The 18,394-nt window shown below is 64.0% G+C and carries 16 protein-coding genes; 2 read left to right on the forward strand and 14 right to left on the reverse strand.

Features of this window, described 5'->3' with window-relative positions; genetic code table 11:
* The first annotated feature begins 187 nt into the window (after window positions 1-187).
* Together EB230_RS10080 and EB230_RS10085 are read left to right on the forward strand one after the other, a co-directional pair.
* Window positions 188-1,096 (forward strand): endonuclease/exonuclease/phosphatase family protein, encoded by a 909-nt coding sequence (locus EB230_RS10080; protein WP_172372210.1) that lies wholly within the window; start codon window positions 188-190, stop codon window positions 1,094-1,096.
* Window positions 1,097-1,103: 7 nt separating this feature from the next.
* Window positions 1,104-1,949 (forward strand): EamA family transporter, encoded by an 846-nt coding sequence (locus EB230_RS10085; protein ID WP_056577602.1) that lies wholly within the window; start codon window positions 1,104-1,106, stop codon window positions 1,947-1,949.
* A gap of 111 nt (window positions 1,950-2,060) precedes the next feature.
* Here the strand turns inward: EB230_RS10085 and EB230_RS10090 are convergent, their stop codons facing one another.
* The 14 genes from EB230_RS10090 to EB230_RS10155 form a co-directional block, all read right to left on the reverse strand.
* Window positions 2,061-3,278 carry an MFS transporter gene (locus EB230_RS10090; RefSeq protein WP_056577599.1) on the reverse strand — a complete coding sequence of 406 codons (1,218 nt, stop codon included), beginning with the start codon at window positions 3,276-3,278 and terminating at the stop codon, window positions 2,061-2,063.
* Window positions 3,279-3,368: 90 nt separating this feature from the next.
* On the reverse strand, window positions 3,369-3,686 hold the full coding sequence (locus EB230_RS10095) for a Dabb family protein (RefSeq protein WP_056577595.1): 318 nt from the start codon (window positions 3,684-3,686) through the stop codon (window positions 3,369-3,371).
* A gap of 10 nt (window positions 3,687-3,696) precedes the next feature.
* Window positions 3,697-5,325 (reverse strand): choline dehydrogenase, encoded by a 1,629-nt coding sequence (locus tag EB230_RS10100; protein ID WP_056577588.1) that lies wholly within the window; start codon window positions 5,323-5,325, stop codon window positions 3,697-3,699.
* Between the two features lie 11 nt (window positions 5,326-5,336).
* A complete protein-coding gene (locus EB230_RS10105; RefSeq protein ID WP_056577586.1) occupies window positions 5,337-6,098 on the reverse strand; it encodes a 3-ketoacyl-ACP reductase in 762 nt (253 codons plus the stop codon).
* On the reverse strand, window positions 6,095-7,609 hold the full coding sequence (locus EB230_RS10110; protein WP_056577583.1) for a GMC family oxidoreductase: 1,515 nt from the start codon (window positions 7,607-7,609) through the stop codon (window positions 6,095-6,097). The genes EB230_RS10105 and EB230_RS10110 overlap by 4 nt, the downstream gene beginning before the upstream one ends.
* 88 nt (window positions 7,610-7,697) lie before the next feature.
* A complete protein-coding gene (locus EB230_RS10115; protein WP_056577580.1) occupies window positions 7,698-8,813 on the reverse strand; it encodes an ABC transporter ATP-binding protein in 1,116 nt (371 codons plus the stop codon).
* A gap of 21 nt (window positions 8,814-8,834) precedes the next feature.
* Window positions 8,835-9,779, reverse strand: coding sequence for a carbohydrate ABC transporter permease (locus EB230_RS10120; RefSeq protein ID WP_056577577.1), 945 nt, complete (start codon window positions 9,777-9,779; stop codon window positions 8,835-8,837).
* The gene (locus EB230_RS10125; RefSeq protein WP_056577574.1) at window positions 9,776-10,732 is read right to left on the reverse strand and encodes a sugar ABC transporter permease; all 957 of its coding nucleotides are present in this window, start codon (window positions 10,730-10,732) and stop codon (window positions 9,776-9,778) included. Before EB230_RS10125 ends, EB230_RS10120 begins: the two co-directional genes overlap by 4 nt.
* Window positions 10,733-10,885: 153 nt before the next feature.
* Complete coding sequence (locus EB230_RS10130; RefSeq protein ID WP_056577572.1) at window positions 10,886-12,139, reverse strand: ABC transporter substrate-binding protein; 1,254 nt, start codon at window positions 12,137-12,139, stop codon at window positions 10,886-10,888.
* A 58-nt stretch (window positions 12,140-12,197) separates the two neighbouring features.
* Window positions 12,198-13,709: an aldehyde dehydrogenase family protein gene (locus EB230_RS10135; RefSeq protein WP_056577569.1), complete on the reverse strand. Its 1,512-nt coding sequence runs from the start codon at window positions 13,707-13,709 to the stop codon at window positions 12,198-12,200.
* Window positions 13,710-13,722: 13 nt separating this feature from the next.
* Complete coding sequence (locus EB230_RS10140) at window positions 13,723-14,499, reverse strand: enoyl-CoA hydratase/isomerase family protein (RefSeq protein ID WP_056577933.1); 777 nt, start codon at window positions 14,497-14,499, stop codon at window positions 13,723-13,725.
* Window positions 14,492-16,093 (reverse strand): acyl CoA:acetate/3-ketoacid CoA transferase, encoded by a 1,602-nt coding sequence (locus EB230_RS10145; RefSeq protein WP_056577566.1) that lies wholly within the window; start codon window positions 16,091-16,093, stop codon window positions 14,492-14,494. Before EB230_RS10145 ends, EB230_RS10140 begins: the two co-directional genes overlap by 8 nt.
* On the reverse strand, window positions 16,090-17,106 hold the full coding sequence (locus tag EB230_RS10150; RefSeq protein WP_056577563.1) for a Gfo/Idh/MocA family oxidoreductase: 1,017 nt from the start codon (window positions 17,104-17,106) through the stop codon (window positions 16,090-16,092). Before EB230_RS10150 ends, EB230_RS10145 begins: the two co-directional genes overlap by 4 nt.
* The gene (locus EB230_RS10155) at window positions 17,103-18,161 is read right to left on the reverse strand and encodes a LacI family DNA-binding transcriptional regulator (protein WP_056577560.1); all 1,059 of its coding nucleotides are present in this window, start codon (window positions 18,159-18,161) and stop codon (window positions 17,103-17,105) included. The genes EB230_RS10150 and EB230_RS10155 overlap by 4 nt, the downstream gene beginning before the upstream one ends.
* Between the last annotated feature and the right edge of the window lie 233 nt (window positions 18,162-18,394).

The raw sequence follows: 18,394 nt of genomic DNA on the forward strand, positions 1-18,394 counted from the left end.
GCGTTGGCAGGAGACGCCTCGCGGCGTTTTCCGGCGCGCGGAGAATACCGAAGCGATCCGGAATCGGTGCATGATCGCACAGCAGGGGCAGGGGAGGCTTCTGGCCCAAGCCGCTGCCATTCTCCTGCACATTGCAACCGATCCACCGAACCGCTACTGCCATCGCCGAAAGTGAGCCGGATAAGCAATGAAGCTGGTCAGCTACAACATCCAGTACGGGTTCGGCGGCGACGGACGCTACGATCTTTCGCGCGCGGCGCGGGTCGTCGAGGGCGCCGACATCATTGCGCTTCAGGAGGTTGAACGCCACTGGCAGCGCAGCAATTTCGACGACCAGCCGGAACTGCTGTCGCGCCTGCTGCCCGACTATCACTGGGTTTACGGGCCGGCCTTCGACATGGATGCGAGCGAGCGGCGCGACGGCCGCCTGATCAACCGGCGCCGGCAATTCGGCACCATGGTGCTGTCAAGGCTGCCGATCGTCTGGTCTCGGCTGCATGCGCTGCCGATGCGCCGGACGCTGCGGCCGCTCAACACCCGCAACGCGGCACTCGAATGCATGATCCGCACGCCCGCCGGTCCGGTGCGGGTGTTTTCCCTGCATCTCGCCCATATCGCCGCGGAAGAGCGGCTTGAACAGATCGACTATCTGCTGGCCGAGCATCGCCGCGCGCCGTCCGACGGCGGGCCGTGGAGCGGCACTGACGATGAACCTTCGCGAAACTGGACCAGCGGCGAGGCCGAGCCCGAAAATCCGTTGGCGGCGATCTGGATGGGCGATTTCAACATGGAGCCGGGCAGCGACGAATACCGCCGCATCGTCGGCAGCACGCCCTATCATCGCGGTGCCGCCTATCTCAACGGCTTCGTCGATGCGGCTTCCGTCGCCGGCGAACCGGCCGCCGATTTCCACACGCATGAGAAGATCATCGACGGCAGATTGGCAAAGCGCCGGCTCGACCATTGTTTCGTCGGCGGGGTGTTCGCCGGACGGGTGCGCTCGGTGGGATCCGACATAGGCGAGGTGGCGTCCGACCACTTCCCGGTCTGGATCGATGTCGATCTCGAGACGCCCTTCGGCTTGGGAGGTCGATAAGCCTGAAATGACGCTTTTCGTCTTCTTCGCGGTGCTTGCCGCCGCCGCCATGCACGCGATCTGGAACGCGCTGGTCAAGGTCCATCTCGACCGCTTCCTGTCGATCACGCTGATGACGCTTGGCATGGGCGCCGCCGCACTCGTGGTGCTCCCCTTCGTCGAAGTGCCGAAGGCCGAGGTGTGGCCCTACATCATCGCCTCGGTCATCTTCCACATGGGCTACCGCACCTTCCTGATCGGCGCCTACCAAGCGGGCGATTTCGCCCAGACCTATCCGCTGGCGCGCGGCACGGCCCCTTTGCTGGCCGCGATTGGCGGCATGTTCGTCGTCGCCGAAGTACCCGCGCCGCTTGCCATTGTCGGCATACTGCTTTTGTCGGCCGGCACGCTGGTGATGTCGTTTCGCGGCGGCGCGCATCTGGAGAAGCTCAATCTGCGCGCGGTCGGTTTCGCCTTCGGCACCTCGGTCTTCATCGCCAGCTACACCTTGTCCGACGGCAGCGGCGCGCGGCTGGCGGCAACGGCGCAGAGCTACGCCGCCTGGCTGTTCGTCTGCGATGCTTTTGGCGCGCTGGTGCTGTGCCTGATTTTTCGTGGCCCCAAGGCGCTTCCCGTCCTGGCGCGCGACTGGAAGACCGGGCTGTTCACCGGCGTGCTCAGCGGTGCGGCATACTGGATCGTGATGTGGGCGATGACCAAGGCGCCGATCGCCTCGGTGGCGTCGCTGCGTGAGACCTCGATCCTGTTCGCCATGATGATCTCGGTTTACGCGCTCGGCGAGAAGATGACGGGCTGGCGCGGCGCGGCCGCGCTCAGCATTGTCGCCGGCGTCATCGCCCTCAGACTGGGCTAGAGCAATTCACCGTTTCACGGAAACGGCGAACCACTCTAACTCCTTGTTTTGACGCAATTCCGGACGGAAAACCGCTCACACTTTTCCTGGAATTGCTCTAGCTAGCCCTCGTCAACCCAGCACCGTCATCACCTGGCCGCGTCGTTCCGGGCTGAAGCGGATGACGACGATGATGCAGACGGCGACCACGCCGGCGAACAGCGCCAGCGCGTAGCCATAGCTGCCGCCGGGCGCCTCGGCGATTCCCGCCTGGTACGGGCCGCCATAGGAGGCGGCAAGATTGCCGGCCTGATAGATGAAGCCGGGCAAGGTCGCCCGGACCGCGCCCGGCGAAAGCTCGTTGAGATGCACCGGGATGACGCCCCAGGCGCCCTGGACCGCGACCTGCATGACGAAGGCGCCGATGGCCAGCATGAAGGGCGTGGTGCTGTAGGCCCAGAGCGGGATCGACGGCAGGGCGATCAGGCAGGCCAGCGTGATGGCGTTGACGCGGCCGATCTTCTCGGACAGCGCGCCAAATGCCAGGCCGCCGACAATGGCGCCGAGATTGGCGACGATGGTGATCCAGCTCACCGTGTGCGGGTCGAAGCCGTGCTGCTTCTTCAGGAAGGTCGGGTAGAGATCCTGCGTGCCGTGGCTGAAGAAGTTGAAGAACATCATCAGGACGACGGCATAGAGCGCGACGCCCCAGTGCTTCCGCAGCGTTTCCAGCAGCCCCGGCTTCACCGATTTCCGCGCCTCGACGAAAGCGGGCGATTCCGGCACGTGCGAGCGGATGAAGAGCACGATGAGCGCCGGCACGAAGGAGAGCAGGAACATGGCGCGCCAGCCGATCGTATAGCCGCCGATGGTCTGCTGATAAAGCAGGCCGTAGACCACCGCCGCCAGCAGGTAGCCTGCCGGATAGCCGCATTGCAGGATGCCCGAGACCATGCCGCGGGCACTCGGAGGGATGGATTCCATGGCGAGCGAACTGCCGAGCCCCCATTCGCCGCCCATGGCGATGCCGAACAGAGCGCGCAGCGCCAGGAAAATACCGAGATTGGGCGAGAAGGCGGCGAGCGCGCCGATCACCGAATAGCTGACGATGTTGAGCATGAGCATGGGTTTGCGCCCATATTTATCGGCGAGCATGCCAAAGAAGAACGCGCCGATGAAGCGCGTCGCCAAGGTCAGGAACAGTGCCTTTGAGACTGCCGGGACATCCGTGTGGAATTCACTTGCAATATCGGTGAGCAGGAATGTCAGAAGGAAGAAATCAAAAGCGTCGAGCGTCCAGCCCAGAAATGAGGCCAGAACGGTTTTCTTCTGCTCGGCAGTGAGATTCAAGGCATCCTCCTTTGGTCCCCCCAAAGGAACGATATGTCGCCCTGCTCGCAAAAGAGAACAGCGATCAGCCGGCTTTCGAAGAGCCGCTGGTCACTTTTTCGTAAGATCGAGATCGAAGACCATCAATCCATCGGTGCCGCCTTCAAGTGCGGCGACCAGTCTCGCGCCGGCACGCCGGTGCGCTTCATGCACGAGATAGGCGTCGCGCGCGGCGGCATCGCGGAAATCGATGGTGAAGCCATGATTGAAGCCGCGCCCGAAAGGCTCCGGGCTGACATTGGCGCAGAAGTGGACGGTGTCCATGCCGTCGATCACCTGCCGCAACGCTTCCAGGTCGGCATGGATCGCCGCGCGCTCGCTGTCGGGGACATCATCGCGAAACCTGACGAAGACACAGTGCCTGATCATTTCTTTCCTTTCAAGCAGCCCGGTTTCCGGAAAACACCGCCGGCGGTAGCGGTTCGCGACCGAGAATCAGGTCGGCGCCCTTTTCGCCGACCATGATCGTGGGTGCATTGGTGTTGGAGGAGGGCACGCGCGGCATCACCGAGGCGTCGCAGACGCGCAAGGCTTCGATACCGCGCAGCCGCAGGTCCGGTGTCACCACGGCCATGTCATCGTGGCCCATGCGGCAGGTGCCGACAGGATGGTGATCGGTCTTCGCGGTGCGGCAGGCATAGTCGACCAGCTCGTCATCGCTGGCCAGCGACGGGCCGGGCAGCACTTCGCGCAGCACGTAAGGGGCAAGCGCCTTCTGCCGCATGATCTCGCGCGCCAGCCGCAGCCCCTTGAGCGACATGGCCCGATCGTAGGGATCGGACCAGTAGTTCGGGTCGATCAGCGGATGGTCGGCCGGGTCGGCGCTCTTCAGCCGCACCGTGCCGCGCGAGCGCGGCCGCAGGAAAGCCGAGTTCAAGGTGACACCGGGATTGTTCAGCTTCTCGACGCCGGCCTCGATGCCGGAGCCGAGACCCAGGTGAAACTGGATGTCGGGCGAGGCGGCGGTCGGATCGGCGTACCAGAAGCCACCGGTTTCGAACAGGCTGGAGGCTACCGGCCCCTTCTTGAGCAGCAGGTACTGCAGGCCAGCCCAGGCCGTGCGGTGCAGCTTGGCGTAGTTGTCGTAAGTATGGTCGCCGGTGCACTCGGCAATGACGAACAGATCGAGATGGTCCTGCATGTTGGAGCCGACGCCGGGCAGGTCGTGCACCGGCGTGACGCCGACCGATTTCAGATGATCGGCCGGACCGATGCCCGATTGCATCAACAGTTTCGGCGAGCCGATGGCGCCGGACGAGACAATCACCTCGCGATCGGCGCGCAGGATTTTCTTCTCGCCACCGGGGCGGTCGACGACCTCTACACCAATGGCGCGGCCCTTCTCGACAACGATGCGGGTCACCAGCACGTCGGTTCGGACGGTGAGGTTCTTGCGCGCGCGGATCGGCTTGAGATAGGCGACCGAAGCGGATGAGCGCCGGGCGTCCTTCTGCGTCAGTTGGTAATAGCCGACGCCTTCCTGGCTGGCGCCGTTGAAATCCGGATTGAAGGGAATACCTATCTCCTGGCCGGCGCGGAAATAGGCCTCGCAGATCGGCAGCGGCGAGATCGGATTCGATACGCCCAGCGGCCCCTGATCGCCATGGAAATCGTTGGCGTAGCGCTGGTTGTTCTCTGCGCGTTTGAAGTAGGGCAGCACATCGCGATAGCCCCAGCCGGCGAGGCCCTCTTCCTTCTCCCAGGCGTCGTAGTCGCGGGCGTTGCCGCGCGTGTAGATCTGGGCGTTGATGGAGGAGCCGCCGCCGACCACCTTGGCCTGCGTGTACCAGAAGACGCGGTCCTTCATGTTCTTCTGCGGCACGGTCGACCAGCCCCAGGACGCGATGCCCTTGGTCATCTTGGCGAAGCCCGCCGGCATATGGATGTAGGGATGCCAGTCCTTGCCGCCGGCTTCGAGCAGCAGCACCGAATTCGCCGGATCCTCGCTCAGCCGGTTGGCCAGAACGCAGCCGGCCGGGCCGGCGCCCACGATGATGTAATCGGTCATGTCGTTTCCACTTACAATCGCGGCACGGAGAGCGCGCCGTCGACATTGATGATCGAGCCGGTCGAAAAGCCGAGCTTGCCGGCGGCAAGCGTCGCCACCACCGCGCCGATGTCGGTTGCTTCGCCCCAGCGCTTGGCCGGCACCAGCCCGGCCTCGATCAAGGCATCGTATTTGGCGCTCACGCCTGCCGTCATGTCGGTGCGGATGATGCCCGGCCGCAGCTCGAACACGCCGATGTTCTCCGGGGCAAGCCTGAGCGCCAGGTTCTTCACCCACATGGAAAGGCCGGCCTTGGAGATGCAGTAGTCGGAGCGTTCCGGCGAGGCCATGTCAGCGCTGACCGAGGTGATGGTGATGATCGATCTTTTGTGATCGCCCGGTGCGGCCAGCATCGCCTTGGCGACCGCCTGGCTGAGGAACACCGTGCCGCGCAGATTGATGCCGAGCGTACGGTCGAAATTCTCCGGTTTCAGCTCCAGCAGGTCGCCGCGTACCACGGCACCGACGCCGGCATTGTTGACAAGGCAATCTATGCGGCCGAAGGCGCGCATGGCGGCATCGACCAACACAGGGTGATCGTTGAGGTTTGCGATGTCGCATTTGATGTAGGCGAACTTCCCACCACGCCCGGCGATGTCGGCGGCAAGCCTGTCCGGCGCTTGTTCAGCGAGGTCAGCGACCAGAATGTCGAAACCTGAATCCGCCAGCGCCTCGACGCAGGCTAGCCCGATGCCGCGCGCACCGCCCGTGACGATGGCCGACGGGCGGGTCATGCCACGAGGTCCGACTTGCGGATATGGTCGGCCACGCGCAGCGCCTGAGCTGCGATCGACAGCGCCGGGTTCACGGCAGCCGAGTTGGGCAGGAAACTGGCGTCGACGACGAACAGGTTCTGGTGGTCGAACGACCGGCAGAACGGATCGAGCGGTGAAGTCGCCGGATCGTCGCCCATCTTGACCGTGCCGCACTGGTGCGAGGGGGTGCGTTTGTCGAAGGGGCGCGAGAGCACGATGGGATAACCGCAGGCGCGGAAGTTTTCGCGCATCACCCTGGTCAGGCCGTCAAGCGACTGCATGTTGGAGCGCCGCCATTGCATGACGATGTCGTTGCCGTCGACCATGATGCGGCTTTCGGGATCCGGCAGGTCCTCGCACATCAGGTACCAGTCGACAGCGTGGCCGGCCATGTAATCGAGCGCGAATCTCGGCATCGTCTTGACATTGGCCTTCAGCATGTTGCCGTCGATCTTGCCGAGCAACTGGACATTGCCCAGTGGTTTGCCGCCCTTGCCGTCCGAGAGATAGTAGTCGTTCAGCATCAGCGTCTTCTGGTAGACGGCATCGTTTCTGCGGCGCGGGTCGATGGCCAGCATGGCGCTGGAATTGTGGTTCATGAAATTGCGGCCGATCTGGTCGGAGCGGTTGGCAAGGCCCTTGCCGCCCTTGCCGTTGTTGGCTGACGGCGAACGCAGCAGGATGACGGCGGAATTGACCGCGCCGGCGGACAGGATGACCAGTTTTGGCGTGACTTTCTTCGCCTCGCCATTCTGCCGGTAATGAATGGCGGCGATGTTTTTAGCATCGGGCGCCGCTTCGAGATATTCGACATAGCAGCCGGTCTCGAGCCGGACGTTGCTGTCCTTCAACGCTGCCGCGAGCGGTGCCGTCTGGGCGTCCATCTTGCCCTGACCGGTGTTTGGGAAAGCGTCCCAGCCGGTTCTGCCTCCTTTCAGCCAGGTGTCGATGTCGACGCCGAGCGGCAGCGAGGCCGGATGCAGGCCCAGCCCCTTGAGTTCGGCGCGGGCGCGGGCGATCGGCGCTTCGTCGGGCACCGGCTTGTAGGCGTAGGGGATCGAGTGGAACGGCTCGGTCGGGTCTTCCCCCAGCGTGCCGCGCACGCGAAAGAGCTGCTCTGCCTTCGAATACCAGGGCTCGAACTCGTCATAGGAAAACGGCCATGCCGGAGAGACTCCGCCGAAATGCTCCATGGCGGAGAAATCTTCCTTGCGGTAGCGGATCAGCACCGCCCCGTAGAATTTCGAATTGCCGCCGACATAATAGTAATTGCCAGGATTGAAGGCGGCTCCGCCGGCTTCGCGCCACATCTCCTTCGGCCGGTAGTGGCCGTCGACGAAGATGGAGCGCGTGTCGCGCGCATGCGGCGTTGCGGGCAGGGGCTCGCCGCGCTCCAGCATCAGGATCGAGGCGCCGCTGCCGGCCAGACCGGAGGCGATCGTGGCGCCGCCGATGCCGGAGCCGATGATGACGATGTCTGGATTTGTCATGGCCTAAATCGCGTCCCGACGCGCTTTAGGTTTTTGTTTTGATGCATGTCGTTGCCCCAAAACCGGATCCACTTTTGGGCGACATACATCAGCGTATGCGGTTCTCGGTCGCCGGATCGAAGAACACCGCCTTGGTCAGGTTGAAGGCAAGTGGCGTGTTGGTGCCCGGCTGGATGTTGGCGTCGGCGCGCAGCCGCGCCACCACGCCCTTGCCGCCGAGATTGGTGACGGCGAAGGTGTCGGAGCCGGCCGGTTCGACGACTTCGATGTGCAGGTCGGCGGTGGCGATGTTGGAGGCATTGCGCTCGGCGCCTTCCGGATCGGTCAGTGCTTCCGGCCGCACGCCGAAGATGATCGGCTTGCCCTGGAATGCCGAGAGACCGGCCGGCGCATTGGCCATCGGCAGCGTGATCGGCTCGCGCGCCTCGCGCTGCAGCACGACGGACAGCGCATTCCCCGAGGTGGCGATGGTCGCCGGGATCAGGTTCATGGCCGGCGAACCCATGAAGTCGGCAACGAACAGGTTGCTCGGGTTGTTGTAGATTTCGGCCGGCGTGCCGAATTGCTGCACCTCGCCGTCGCGCATCACGGCGATCTTGGTGGCCAGCGTCATCGCCTCGATCTGGTCGTGGGTGACGTAGACGATGGTTGTGCCTGTCGTGGCGTGGAGGCGCTTGATCTCGATGCGCATGTCGACGCGCAGCTTGGCGTCGAGGTTGGACAGCGGCTCGTCGAACAGGAACAGTTTGGGGTCGCGCACCAGCGCCCGGCCCATGGCGACGCGCTGGCGCTGGCCGCCCGAAAGCTGGCTTGGCTTGCGCTGCAGGAGATGGCCGATCTGCAGCACCTTGGCCACCTTGTCGATCGCCTTCTGGCGCTCGTCGGCGGGCACGCCGCGCATTTCCATGCCGAAGGAGATGTTCCCGGCCACCGTCATGTTCGGGTAGAGCGCATAGCTCTGGAACACCATGGCGATGTCGCGCTTGGAAGGGTGCAGATCGTTGATGGCGCGGCCGTCGACACGGATCTCGCCCTCCGTGATCTGCTCCAGGCCGGCGATGGTGTTGAGCAAAGTGGACTTGCCGCAGCCTGACGGGCCGACCAGCACCAGGAAGCCGCCCTTTTCGAGTTCGACATTGATGCCCTTCAGGATCTCAACATTCCCGAAGCGCTTCTTCAGCCCATCAATTTCCAGAAAAGCCATGATCGTTCCTTCTGAATGTGGTCAGCCTTTGACCGCGCCCGCCATCAGCCCGCGCACGAAATAGCGGCCGGCGACGACATAGACGATCAGGGTGGGCAGAGCCGCGATCATCGCGGCCGCCATGTTGACGTTGTATTCGACGACGCCGGTCGAGGTGTTGACGACGTTGTTGAGCGCCACCGTCATCGGCATCGCGTCGCCGGTGCCGGCGTAGGCGGAAGCGAACAGGAAGTCGTTCCAGATGTTGGTGAACTGGTAGATGACGGTGACGACGAAGATCGGCATCGAGTTCGGCAGCATGATGCGGCGGAAGATCTGGAAGAAGGAGGCGCCGTCGACCTGTGCGGCCTTGATCAATTCGGTCGGGAAGGCCTCGTAATAGTTGCGGAAGAACAAAGTGGTGAAGCCGATGCCGTAGACGACATGGACGAAGACCAGGTTGACCGTCGGATTGCCGAGGCCGAAGCTGGTGCCGACCGAGTTCTGCAGCGAGACGCCGAAGCGGCCGAGGCTGCCCAGGATCGTCGCCATCGGCAGCAGCACCGACTGGAACGGGATGAAGCAGGCGAACAGCATCAGCCCGAACACCAGTGTCGCGCCGCGAAAACGCCATTTGGTCAGCACGTAGCCATTGAGCGCCCCGAGCATGGTCGAGATCAGCACGGCCGGAACCACCATCTTGATGGAGTTCCAGAAATAACCCTTGATGCCGGCGCAGGTGAGGCCGACGCAGGTCTCGCCCCAGGCCTTCAGCCACGGATCGAAGGTCGGGGCCTTGGGCAGCGCCAGCATGTTGCCGTTCTGGATCTCGTCCATGGTCTTGAATGAGGTGACCAGCATGACGAACAGCGGCATCAGGTAGAACAGCGCAAACAGCGCCAGCAGCCCGTAGATGACGACACGGTTGAGGGTCTTGGTGCTCATGCCGCTGGAGGCCTGGCGGGCAGGGGTGGCGACAGCGCTCATCGCGGCTTCTCCCGCAGTTCCGAATAGAGATAGGGCACGATGATGGCGACGATGGTCATCAGCATGATCACGGCACTGGCCGAGCCGACAGCCATTTCGTTGCGCTTGAAAGTGTACTCGTACATGAAATTGGACGGCAGCCAGGCCGAGCCGCCGGGGCCGCCTGAGGTCAGCGCAACGACAAGGTCATAGGACTTGATGGCAAGGTGGGCGAGCACGATGAAGGCCGACAGGAAGATTGGCCTGAGCAGCGGAATGACGATGCGGCGGTAGAGCTGGAAGGTGGTGGCGCCGTCGATCTGCGCCGCCTTCATGATCTCGCCGTCAATGCCGCGCAGGCCGGCCAGGAACATCGCCATGATGAAGCCGGAGGCCTGCCAGACACCGGCGATGACCACCGTGTAGATGACGAAATCCTTGTTCTTGATCCAGTCGAAGTGGAAGCTCGTCCAGCCCCATTGATGCAAGGTCTGCTCGAGGCCGAGTCCTGGATCGAGGAACCATTTCCAGGCGACGCCGGTGACGATGAAGGACAGCGCCATGGGATAGAGGTAGATCGGCCGCAGCACGCCTTCGCCGCGAATCTTCTGGTCGAGCAGGATGGCCAGGAACAGGCCGAGCGCCAGGCAGATCAGGATGTAGAGAAAGCCGAAAATGCCCATGTTGGTGATCGACGTGTACCAGCTCGACGGCGGGTCGGTGTCGAAGGTCCAGCCCCACAGCCGCTGATAGGCGCGCGAGCCGGTGATGACATAGGACGGGAAGGTCTTGGAATTGGTGAAGGACAAATAGATCGTCCACAGGATGAAGCCGTAGACGAAGACGATCGTTATGGCGAAGCTTGGCGCCAGCACGATCTTCGGCAGGGCGTCCTGCAGGCGCGAGCGCACAGTGGCGCGGGGCCGTGCATGCTCCGGCGTCAGCTTGATCTGGCTTGTTGCTAGCGTGCTCATGAGCTCCTCCCGTTTTCGGATCGTCCCTGCGCTGCTGTCAGGCGGCAAGGCGGCCCGTGCGGACGGGTCCTTGGTCGGCATGGTGTCGAGCCGGCCAATCGTGGGATGAAACCTTCCCCGCCGAAGCGGGGAAGGTGTTTTCGCGGCCGGCGCTTACTTGGCGTCGTCGATCGCCTTGACCAGCTCGGTCACGGCTTCGTCCGAGGTCTTGATCTGGCCATGGACGAACTTCGAGACGACGTCCTTGTAGGCATTGGCGACCGCCGGAGGCGCGCCATAGCCCTGGGCCAGCGAGCCGAACAGCGTGCCGCCGTCATTGGCTGCCTTCAGGTCGGCGATGCCCTTCTTGCCGCAAGCGTCGAAGTCGGTGTCGGGAACGTCGGTACGGGCCGGAACCGAACCCTTGACGACGTTGAAGGCCGACTGGAAGCTCTTCGACAAGGTGGCGGTGGCCAGTGCGACCTGGGCGGCCTTGCGATCGTCCGGAACGTTGAACATGCCGAACATGTCGGAGTTGTAGATCACGGAGCCGTCAGTGCCCGGAAAGCGATAGCACAGGAAGTCCGTGCCCGGGGTCTTTTTGGCGGCGTGGAACTCGCCCTTGGCCCAGTCGCCCATGACCTGCACCAGCGCATCACCCTTGATCACCATGGCGGTGGCAAGGTTCCAGTCGCGGCCCGAGAAGTTCGGGTCGACGTAGGTGACGAGCTTGGCCAGGTTGTCGAACGACTTCTTCATCGTGTCGGACTTGAGCGAAGCGTCGTCGAGGTCGTTGAAGGCCTTCTTGTAGAACTCGGGTCCGCCGGTCGACAGCACGACCGAGTCGAACATGGTGGCTTCCTGCCAGTTCTGGCCGCCGAGAGCGAGCGGGATCACGCCCGCCGCCTTGGCCTTGTCGAGCAGGGCAACGAAGTCGTCGAAGGTCTTCGGCTCGGTGCCGCCGATCTTGTCCATGACAGCCTTGTTGATCCACAGCCAGTTGACCGAGTGGACGTTGACCGGGGCCGCGACCCACTTGCCTTCATAGACGGAGAACTTCTGCAGGGCGGCCGGAACCGACTTGTCCCAGCCTTCCTTCTTCGCCGTCTCGGTCAGGTCGCCCATGACGCCGGCCGCCGCATAGTCGAGCACGGTGTAGCCGAGCATCTGGGAGGCGGTCGGATAGTTGCCGGCAGCGACCATCGCCTTCAGCGCGGTCATGGCGGCGTCGCCGCCACCGCCGGCCACAGGCACGTCCTTCCAGGCATAGCCTTCCTTGGCGAGATCGCCCTTCAAGACGTTGAGGGCAGCCGCTTCGCCGCCCGACGTCCACCAATGCAGCATCTGCACTTCCTTGACGTCCGCGGCATGCGCCGAGAACGCAAAGCTCGTCGCGAGAGCCGTTCCGATAAGCAGTTTGCGCAACATGTACTTCCTCCCTTGTTGCATTGCACGACCGGTGGAAGCCCACCGGGTTCTTCCAAACTCAGCCGACCCACCATCCTGTGCGCTGGCCGCGATGAAACTGGATTGTCTTTTCCTCGGTATAGTCCTCGACGGCGCGTTTGCCGAGTTCGCGTCCGAGACCGGACTGCTTGTAGCCTCCGAAAGGCAGCTCGGGATAACCTTCCATGAATGTGTTCACCCAAACCGTCCCCGAACGCACCCCACGCGCCACCGACATGCACGTGTCGATGCTGGCGCTCCACACGCCTGCAGACAGACCATAGGGCGTGTTGTTGGCGATGTGCAACGCCTTTTCAATCGTTTCAAAAGTCAGCACGGAGAGCACCGGGCCGAACACTTCCTCGCGCGCGATGGCCATGTCCTCGGTGACGCCGCGGATGATGGTCGGGTCGAGATATTGGCCGGCATTGGAGACCAGCTGCCGGCCGCCGTTGTAAACATTGCCGCCGCCGCTTGCAGCCGCCGTAACGTAACCGGTCACCTTGGCCAGATGGTCGGACGAGATCATCGCGCCGACCTTGGTTCGATCGTCCAGTGGATCTCCCACCGTTACTCTCGACGTAAGTGCCTTTACGGCGGCAAGAAAGTCGTCGGCGATCGCCTCGTGCACGATCAGCCGGCTGCCGGCGTTGCAGCATTCGCCGGCATTGAAGAAGCCACCGAACACCGCCGCGTCGGCGGCAGCTTCGAGATCGGCATCGGGGAAGACGATCTGGCCGTTCTTGCCGCCGAGCTCCATCGAGACCTTCTTGAGCGACTGCGCGGCGGACGCCATCGTCATCTTGCCGACGCGGGTCGAGCCGGTGAACGACACCATCTCGACCAGCGGATGGCTGACCATCGGCGCGCCGACATCACCGCCCAGGCCGGCAAGGATGTTGACGACGCCGGCGGGCAAGCCGGCCTCAAGCAGGATATCGCCGAGCACGAAAGTCGAGGCCGAGGTCATCTCGCTCGGCTTGACCACGGCCGTGCAGCCGGCGGCAAGCGCGAAGGGCATTTTCTGGCTGACGATCAGGAACGGGAAATTCCACGGCGTGATGATCGAGACGACGCCGATCGGTTCGCGCACGACCACGCCCAGCATGGCGTCGCCGAGATTGGCGTAGCTCTCGCCGTGCAGCGTGCGGGCGAGCGAGGCGGCATAGCGCCAGATGTCGACGGCGCCGCCGATCTCGCCGCGCGCCTGGGCGATCGGCTTGCCCGATTCCAGCGCATCGAGCCGGGCGATGTCTTCCAGCCGCGTCTCGATCAGGTCGGCCGCCTTGAACAGGATTGCGGCGCGTTCGGAGGCCTTCATGCGCGGCCACGGGCCGGTCTCGAACGCCCTGTGCGCGGCCTGCATCGCCGCTTCCACCTCGGCCTCGCCGGCCTGCGCATAGCGCGAAACGGTGAAGCCATGGCCGGGGCTCTTGCGTTCCAGCGTGCGGCCATCCCCGGCGTCGACATGCTTGCCGTCGATCAGCAGCCGATAGGTTCTTGGCGCCGCTGACGCTTCGGCGGGCATGGCGATGTTGAGGGGGGCGTTCATCAGGATTTTTTCTCTAGCTTCTTGAAAATGCTGGTTTCTGCTTGGTCTTGAAAGCGCTTACACCAGCCTTGAGGTCGCCGGAGAGCGCGATGAAACCGCTGGCCAGCGCTTCCGTTGCCGCCGCACTTTCCTCGCCTTCGGCCACAGCGATCATCAGCTTGGCGGCTTCGGTCGCCAACGGCCCGCGCTCGGCGATCGTCTGCGCCCAGGCGCTGGCCTGGGCCAGCCCGTTGCCGGTTTCAACGACCCTGTCGACCACGCCAAGGGCCAGCGCTTCGGGGGCGAGAAGTATCTCGCCACCCAAGGCCAAGCGGCGCACGGTCTGGGCGCCGAAGCGGCGCACGGCGCGCTGCGTGCCGGACCAGCCGGGCACGACGCCGATCGAGGTTTCGGGGAAACCCAGTTTCACATGCGCCTCGGCGACGCGGAAATCGCAGGCGGCGGCAAGCTCCAGCCCCCCGCCCAGCGCATGGCCCGACAGCACGGCAATCGTCGGTTGCCGCAGCCTTGCCAGCCGGTCGAACACCCGGTGGCCGTAGCGCACCCATTGCACCTGGAAGTCGGCCGCGTTCATCTGCGCCCACGCCTCGACATCGCCGCCGGAGCAAAAGCCCTTGCCTTCGCCGCGCAACAGCACGACGCGCACGCCTTCAGCCGCCTCGGCCGTTTCGAGCGCCGTTTCCAGCGCCCGCAGCATCGGAATATCCAGCGCGTTGAACTTTTCCGGCCGCCGCAAGGTGACGATGCCGATGGCGCCGTCCCGCTCGAAGGTGACGAGAGGCTCAGCCATGCACGCCTCCGAGCGAAGCGCCGCCATCGAGCGACAGGCCGATAGGCCGATCCTGATAGAGCGCGGCCGGAGTCACCTTGAGGTCGTTGGCGACGCCAAGCGGTGTTTCGGACTGCGCCAGTACATCGCGCTCGAGATCGATGCCGGGCGCCAGTTCCGTCACCATCAGCCCGTCAGGCGTCAGCTTCATCACGCAGCGCTCCGTGACATAGGTGATGTCCTGGCCCTGGGCGACCGCGCGCCTGCCCGAAAACGAGATGTGCTCGACCTCGCTGACGATCTTCTTGACCTTGCCCTCCTGGTCTATGCGGATGCCGCCATCGGCCAATGAGAGTTTCGCGCCGGCATTGAAGAAGCCGGAGAAAACGATCTTCCTGGCCCGCGCGGTGATGTCGACAAAGCCGCCGGCGCCGGCGGTGACATGCGGCCGGGCCGACAGTTTCGAGACGTTGACCGAGCCGTGGCGGTCGATCTGCAGGAAGGAGAGCAGCGAGGCGTCGAAGCCACCGGCCTGGAAATAGATGAACTGGTGCGGCGAGGGCATGATCGCCTCGGCGTTGGAGGCACAGCCGAACTTGAAGTCGAGCAGCGGCACGCCGCCGACCGCGCCCTGTTCGATCACCCAGGTGACCTTGCCGTGCTGGCCTTCTTCCAGAAGGATGCGCGGCACATTGGCCGAGATACCGAAGCCGATGTTGACGGCCATGCCATCGCGCAATTCCATGGCGACGCGGCGGGCGATCACCTTCTGGACGTTCATCTCGGCGTTGCGGAAGGTCGACAGCGGCCGGAAGATCTCGCCCGAAATCGCCGGGTCGTAAGGCGTCAGCGTCGTCTGCAACTGGTCGGGCGCCACCACGATATGGTCGACCAGCACGCCGGGCACGCGCACGTCATGCGGCTTCAGCGTGCCGTTCTCCACCACGCGCTTGACCTGCGCGATGACGACGCCGCCATTGTTGCGGGCGGCGAGCGCCTGCTCCAGGCCGCCAAGATAGGCGCCTTCATGCTCATAGGTGAGGTTGCCGCGCTCATCGGCCGTGGTGGCGCGGATGATCGACACCTGCGGCACGATCGAGCGGAAATAGAGCCATTCCTCGCCGTCGAATTGCTGCACCGAAACGATCGGCTCGCTTGCCGCCGCGTTCATGGCGCAACCCTGATGGCGCGGATCGGCAAATGTGTCGAGACCGACCTTGGTCAGCACGCCCGGCCGCTTGGCGGCGGCTTCGCGGTGCATGTCGAACAGGATGCCGGAGGGCACATTGTAGGCGGCGACCGAATTGTCGCCGATCATCTTCCAGATCTGCGGCGGCTCGGCGGAGGAGGGGCCGGATGGATAGGAGCCGCACAGGGTGCGCTTAAGCAAGCCGGGCTTGGCAAGGTGATCGATGCCCTTGATGCCATACATGTCGCCGGCGGCGATCGGGTGCAGCGTGGTGATGTTCTTCGGGTGACCTTCCGCGTCGAAACGTTCCCCGATGGCGGCCAGCACCGCGTCCGGACAGCCAAGGCCGCTCGACGACGACACGGAAACAACCGTGCCGTCCTTGATCAGGCTGGCTGCGTGCGTTGCGGAAACGACCTTGCTCACTTCATGCTCCCGAGTTTCGGGTCGATCTTGACGGCCTTGCCGGAGCTAGCCGATTGCAGTGCCGCCTCGGCCGAGGCCAGCGACCAGATACCGTCCTCGCCGGTGGCGGAGGGCTGGCCGTCGCCGCGGATCGCGGCATGGAACCGACGCACGGACCTGACGTAGAGATCCTCGCGGTCGAAGCTCAATTGCTCCTCACCCTTGGCCGTGCGCAACAGCACCGAGCCGTCCGGCTTCTGGGTCATGACATTGCCGGCGATCAGCGAGCCTTCCGAACCATGCACCTCAAAGCCGGTGCCTGCGAAGCGGGTGGTGAAGCCTTCATGCGACTGGGCGATGAGGCCCGATTTGAAGCGCCAGATGCACATGGCGCCGTCCTCCAGCCCGCTGCCGGCCATGCCGGCAGCTTGCGTGAAGGCCGAGACCTCGACCGGATCGTCGCCGAGCACGAAGCGCAGCGTGTCGGCATCGTGCACGGTGATGTCGAGCACCACGCCGCCGCCCGCTTGGGGCTTGGTGATGCGCCAGCCTTGCAGGTTTTCCGGCAGATAGACGGAATGGAAAACGCGTGCGGCGATCGGTTTGCCGATGCGGCCGGCGGCGATCGCTTCACGCATGGCGCGATGCGCACCGGCGTTGCGCAAATGATGGTTGGTGCCGAGCACGATGCCGGCAGCGCTGGCGGCCGCGACCATCTTGCGTGCGTCGGCGCTGGTCAGCGCCAGCGGCTTCTCGCACAACACATGCTTTCCAGCCTTGATGGCGGCAAGCGCCTGCTCGAGATGCAACTCGTTGGTGGTCGAGATGTAGACGGCGTCGATGCCGGATCCAAGCAAGGCATCGAGGCTCGACACGGCGGCCGGAATGCCATTTTCCCGCGCGTAGCCCGTGGCGCGTTCCGGGCTGGAACTCATCACCGTCGCGATCTCGCCACCCTCTTGCGCACGAATGGCATCGATCATGAATTGCCTGGCGATCGTGCTGGCGCCGATCAGTCCCCACCTGACGCTCATGCCGCGCCCCCCGTTCCTGCAGGCCTGTTTCGTGTGCGGCGATCCGGGCCGCAACTTTCCCTGACCACGAGATTGACCGCGCCGATATGGTCTTCGGCACGCGTGGTGCGCGACTGGATCATCTTGAGCATGACGTGTGCGGCGCGTTCGCCGAGACCGGCTGTGTCAACCGCGACGCTGGTGAGCGCCGGCATGTAGTGTTCGGCCTCGACCACGTCGTCAAAGCCGACGACAGCGAAATCCGGTCCCGGCTCAAGCCGGCGCTTGCGCAATGCCAGCATCACGCCGAAGGCGACGGCATCGTTGAAGCAAAGCGCCGATGTCGGCGGCTCGGCCATTGCGAGTGCGGTTTCCAGGCAGGCAATGCCACCCTTGCGGCTGGTCTCGCCCTCGATGACGAGCACGTCGCGAGCGGCGATGCCCAGCGTCTCGCAGGCTTCGCGAAAGCCGCCCAGCCGTTCCTGATAGACCACAAGGTCCGATGTGCCGCCGAAGAAGGCCAGCCGGCGATGGCCTTTGCCGATAAGATGAGCAGCGGCAAGATAGGCGCCGCGATGATTGTCGGGCGCGATCACCGGGATGCGGCTTTCAGGCAGGCGGCGCATGGCGAAGACAACCGGCACGCCAGCCATTTCCAGCCGCCGGAAAGCGCCTGGCGTGGTGCCGCGCGCCGGAGACACGATGAGGCCGGCGACGCCTTGCTCCATCAGCGACTTCAGTACCTCTTCCTGGCGCACCGGATTCTCCGCCGTGTTGGCGATGAAGGGCACGATGCCGGCGGACTGGAAGACGCGCTCCATGCCAACCGCCAGTTCGGCGAAGAACGGATTGGTGAGATCGTTGATGACCATGCCGATGACGTTGGAATGGGCCTTGCGCAGATTGGCGGCGCCGCGATTGTAGACATAGCCGACATCCTCGATCGCCTTGCGCACCTTGACCGCCGTCTCGGGCCGGATGAGCCCGCTGCCCTGGAGCACGAGCGACACCGTCGATTTGGACACGCCTGCCTCGCGGGCAATGTCGAAGATCGTCGCCTTGGCCCGGCTGGCCATCCCGATAGCTCCTCCCGGTTTCGGTCCCAAATTATTGGAACGTTCTAATCACTGCTCCAATCGAGAGTCAATCGAGATTTTTCTCTCACCTGGAGAATCGATAATCTGGTGTCACAGGCCATGTCTTGTAACGAGTACCGTGCTGCGATGCAGCATTTCCAAGAAGGCCGCTCCCGAATCTTAAAGGTTCTTGATTTATTGGAACGTTCCATTTATAGGCGCGGTAAAGGGAG

The sequence above is a fragment of the Mesorhizobium sp. NZP2234 genome (genome assembly GCF_013170765.1).
GTDB lineage: Bacteria > Pseudomonadota > Alphaproteobacteria > Rhizobiales > Rhizobiaceae > Mesorhizobium > Mesorhizobium loti_D.

Coding starts and splice junctions, on each gene's coding strand:
- EB230_RS10080 (WP_172372210.1), top strand. CDS start 188: ATGAAGCTGGTCAGCTACAACATCCAGTACGGGTTCGGCGGCGACGGA.
- EB230_RS10085 (WP_056577602.1), top strand. CDS start 1,104: ATGACGCTTTTCGTCTTCTTCGCGGTGCTTGCCGCCGCCGCCATGCAC.
- EB230_RS10095 (WP_056577595.1), bottom strand. CDS start 3,686: ATGATCAGGCACTGTGTCTTCGTCAGGTTTCGCGATGATGTCCCCGAC.
- EB230_RS10100 (WP_056577588.1), bottom strand. CDS start 5,325: ATGACCGATTACATCATCGTGGGCGCCGGCCCGGCCGGCTGCGTTCTG.
- EB230_RS10105 (WP_056577586.1), bottom strand. CDS start 6,098: ATGACCCGCCCGTCGGCCATCGTCACGGGCGGTGCGCGCGGCATCGGG.
- EB230_RS10110 (WP_056577583.1), bottom strand. CDS start 7,609: ATGACAAATCCAGACATCGTCATCATCGGCTCCGGCATCGGCGGCGCC.
- EB230_RS10115 (WP_056577580.1), bottom strand. CDS start 8,813: ATGGCTTTTCTGGAAATTGATGGGCTGAAGAAGCGCTTCGGGAATGTT.
- EB230_RS10120 (WP_056577577.1), bottom strand. CDS start 9,779: ATGAGCGCTGTCGCCACCCCTGCCCGCCAGGCCTCCAGCGGCATGAGC.
- EB230_RS10125 (WP_056577574.1), bottom strand. CDS start 10,732: ATGAGCACGCTAGCAACAAGCCAGATCAAGCTGACGCCGGAGCATGCA.
- EB230_RS10130 (WP_056577572.1), bottom strand. CDS start 12,139: ATGTTGCGCAAACTGCTTATCGGAACGGCTCTCGCGACGAGCTTTGCG.
- EB230_RS10135 (WP_056577569.1), bottom strand. CDS start 13,709: ATGAACGCCCCCCTCAACATCGCCATGCCCGCCGAAGCGTCAGCGGCG.
- EB230_RS10140 (WP_056577933.1), bottom strand. CDS start 14,499: ATGGCTGAGCCTCTCGTCACCTTCGAGCGGGACGGCGCCATCGGCATC.
- EB230_RS10150 (WP_056577563.1), bottom strand. CDS start 17,106: ATGAGCGTCAGGTGGGGACTGATCGGCGCCAGCACGATCGCCAGGCAA.
- EB230_RS10155 (WP_056577560.1), bottom strand. CDS start 18,161: ATGGCCAGCCGGGCCAAGGCGACGATCTTCGACATTGCCCGCGAGGCA.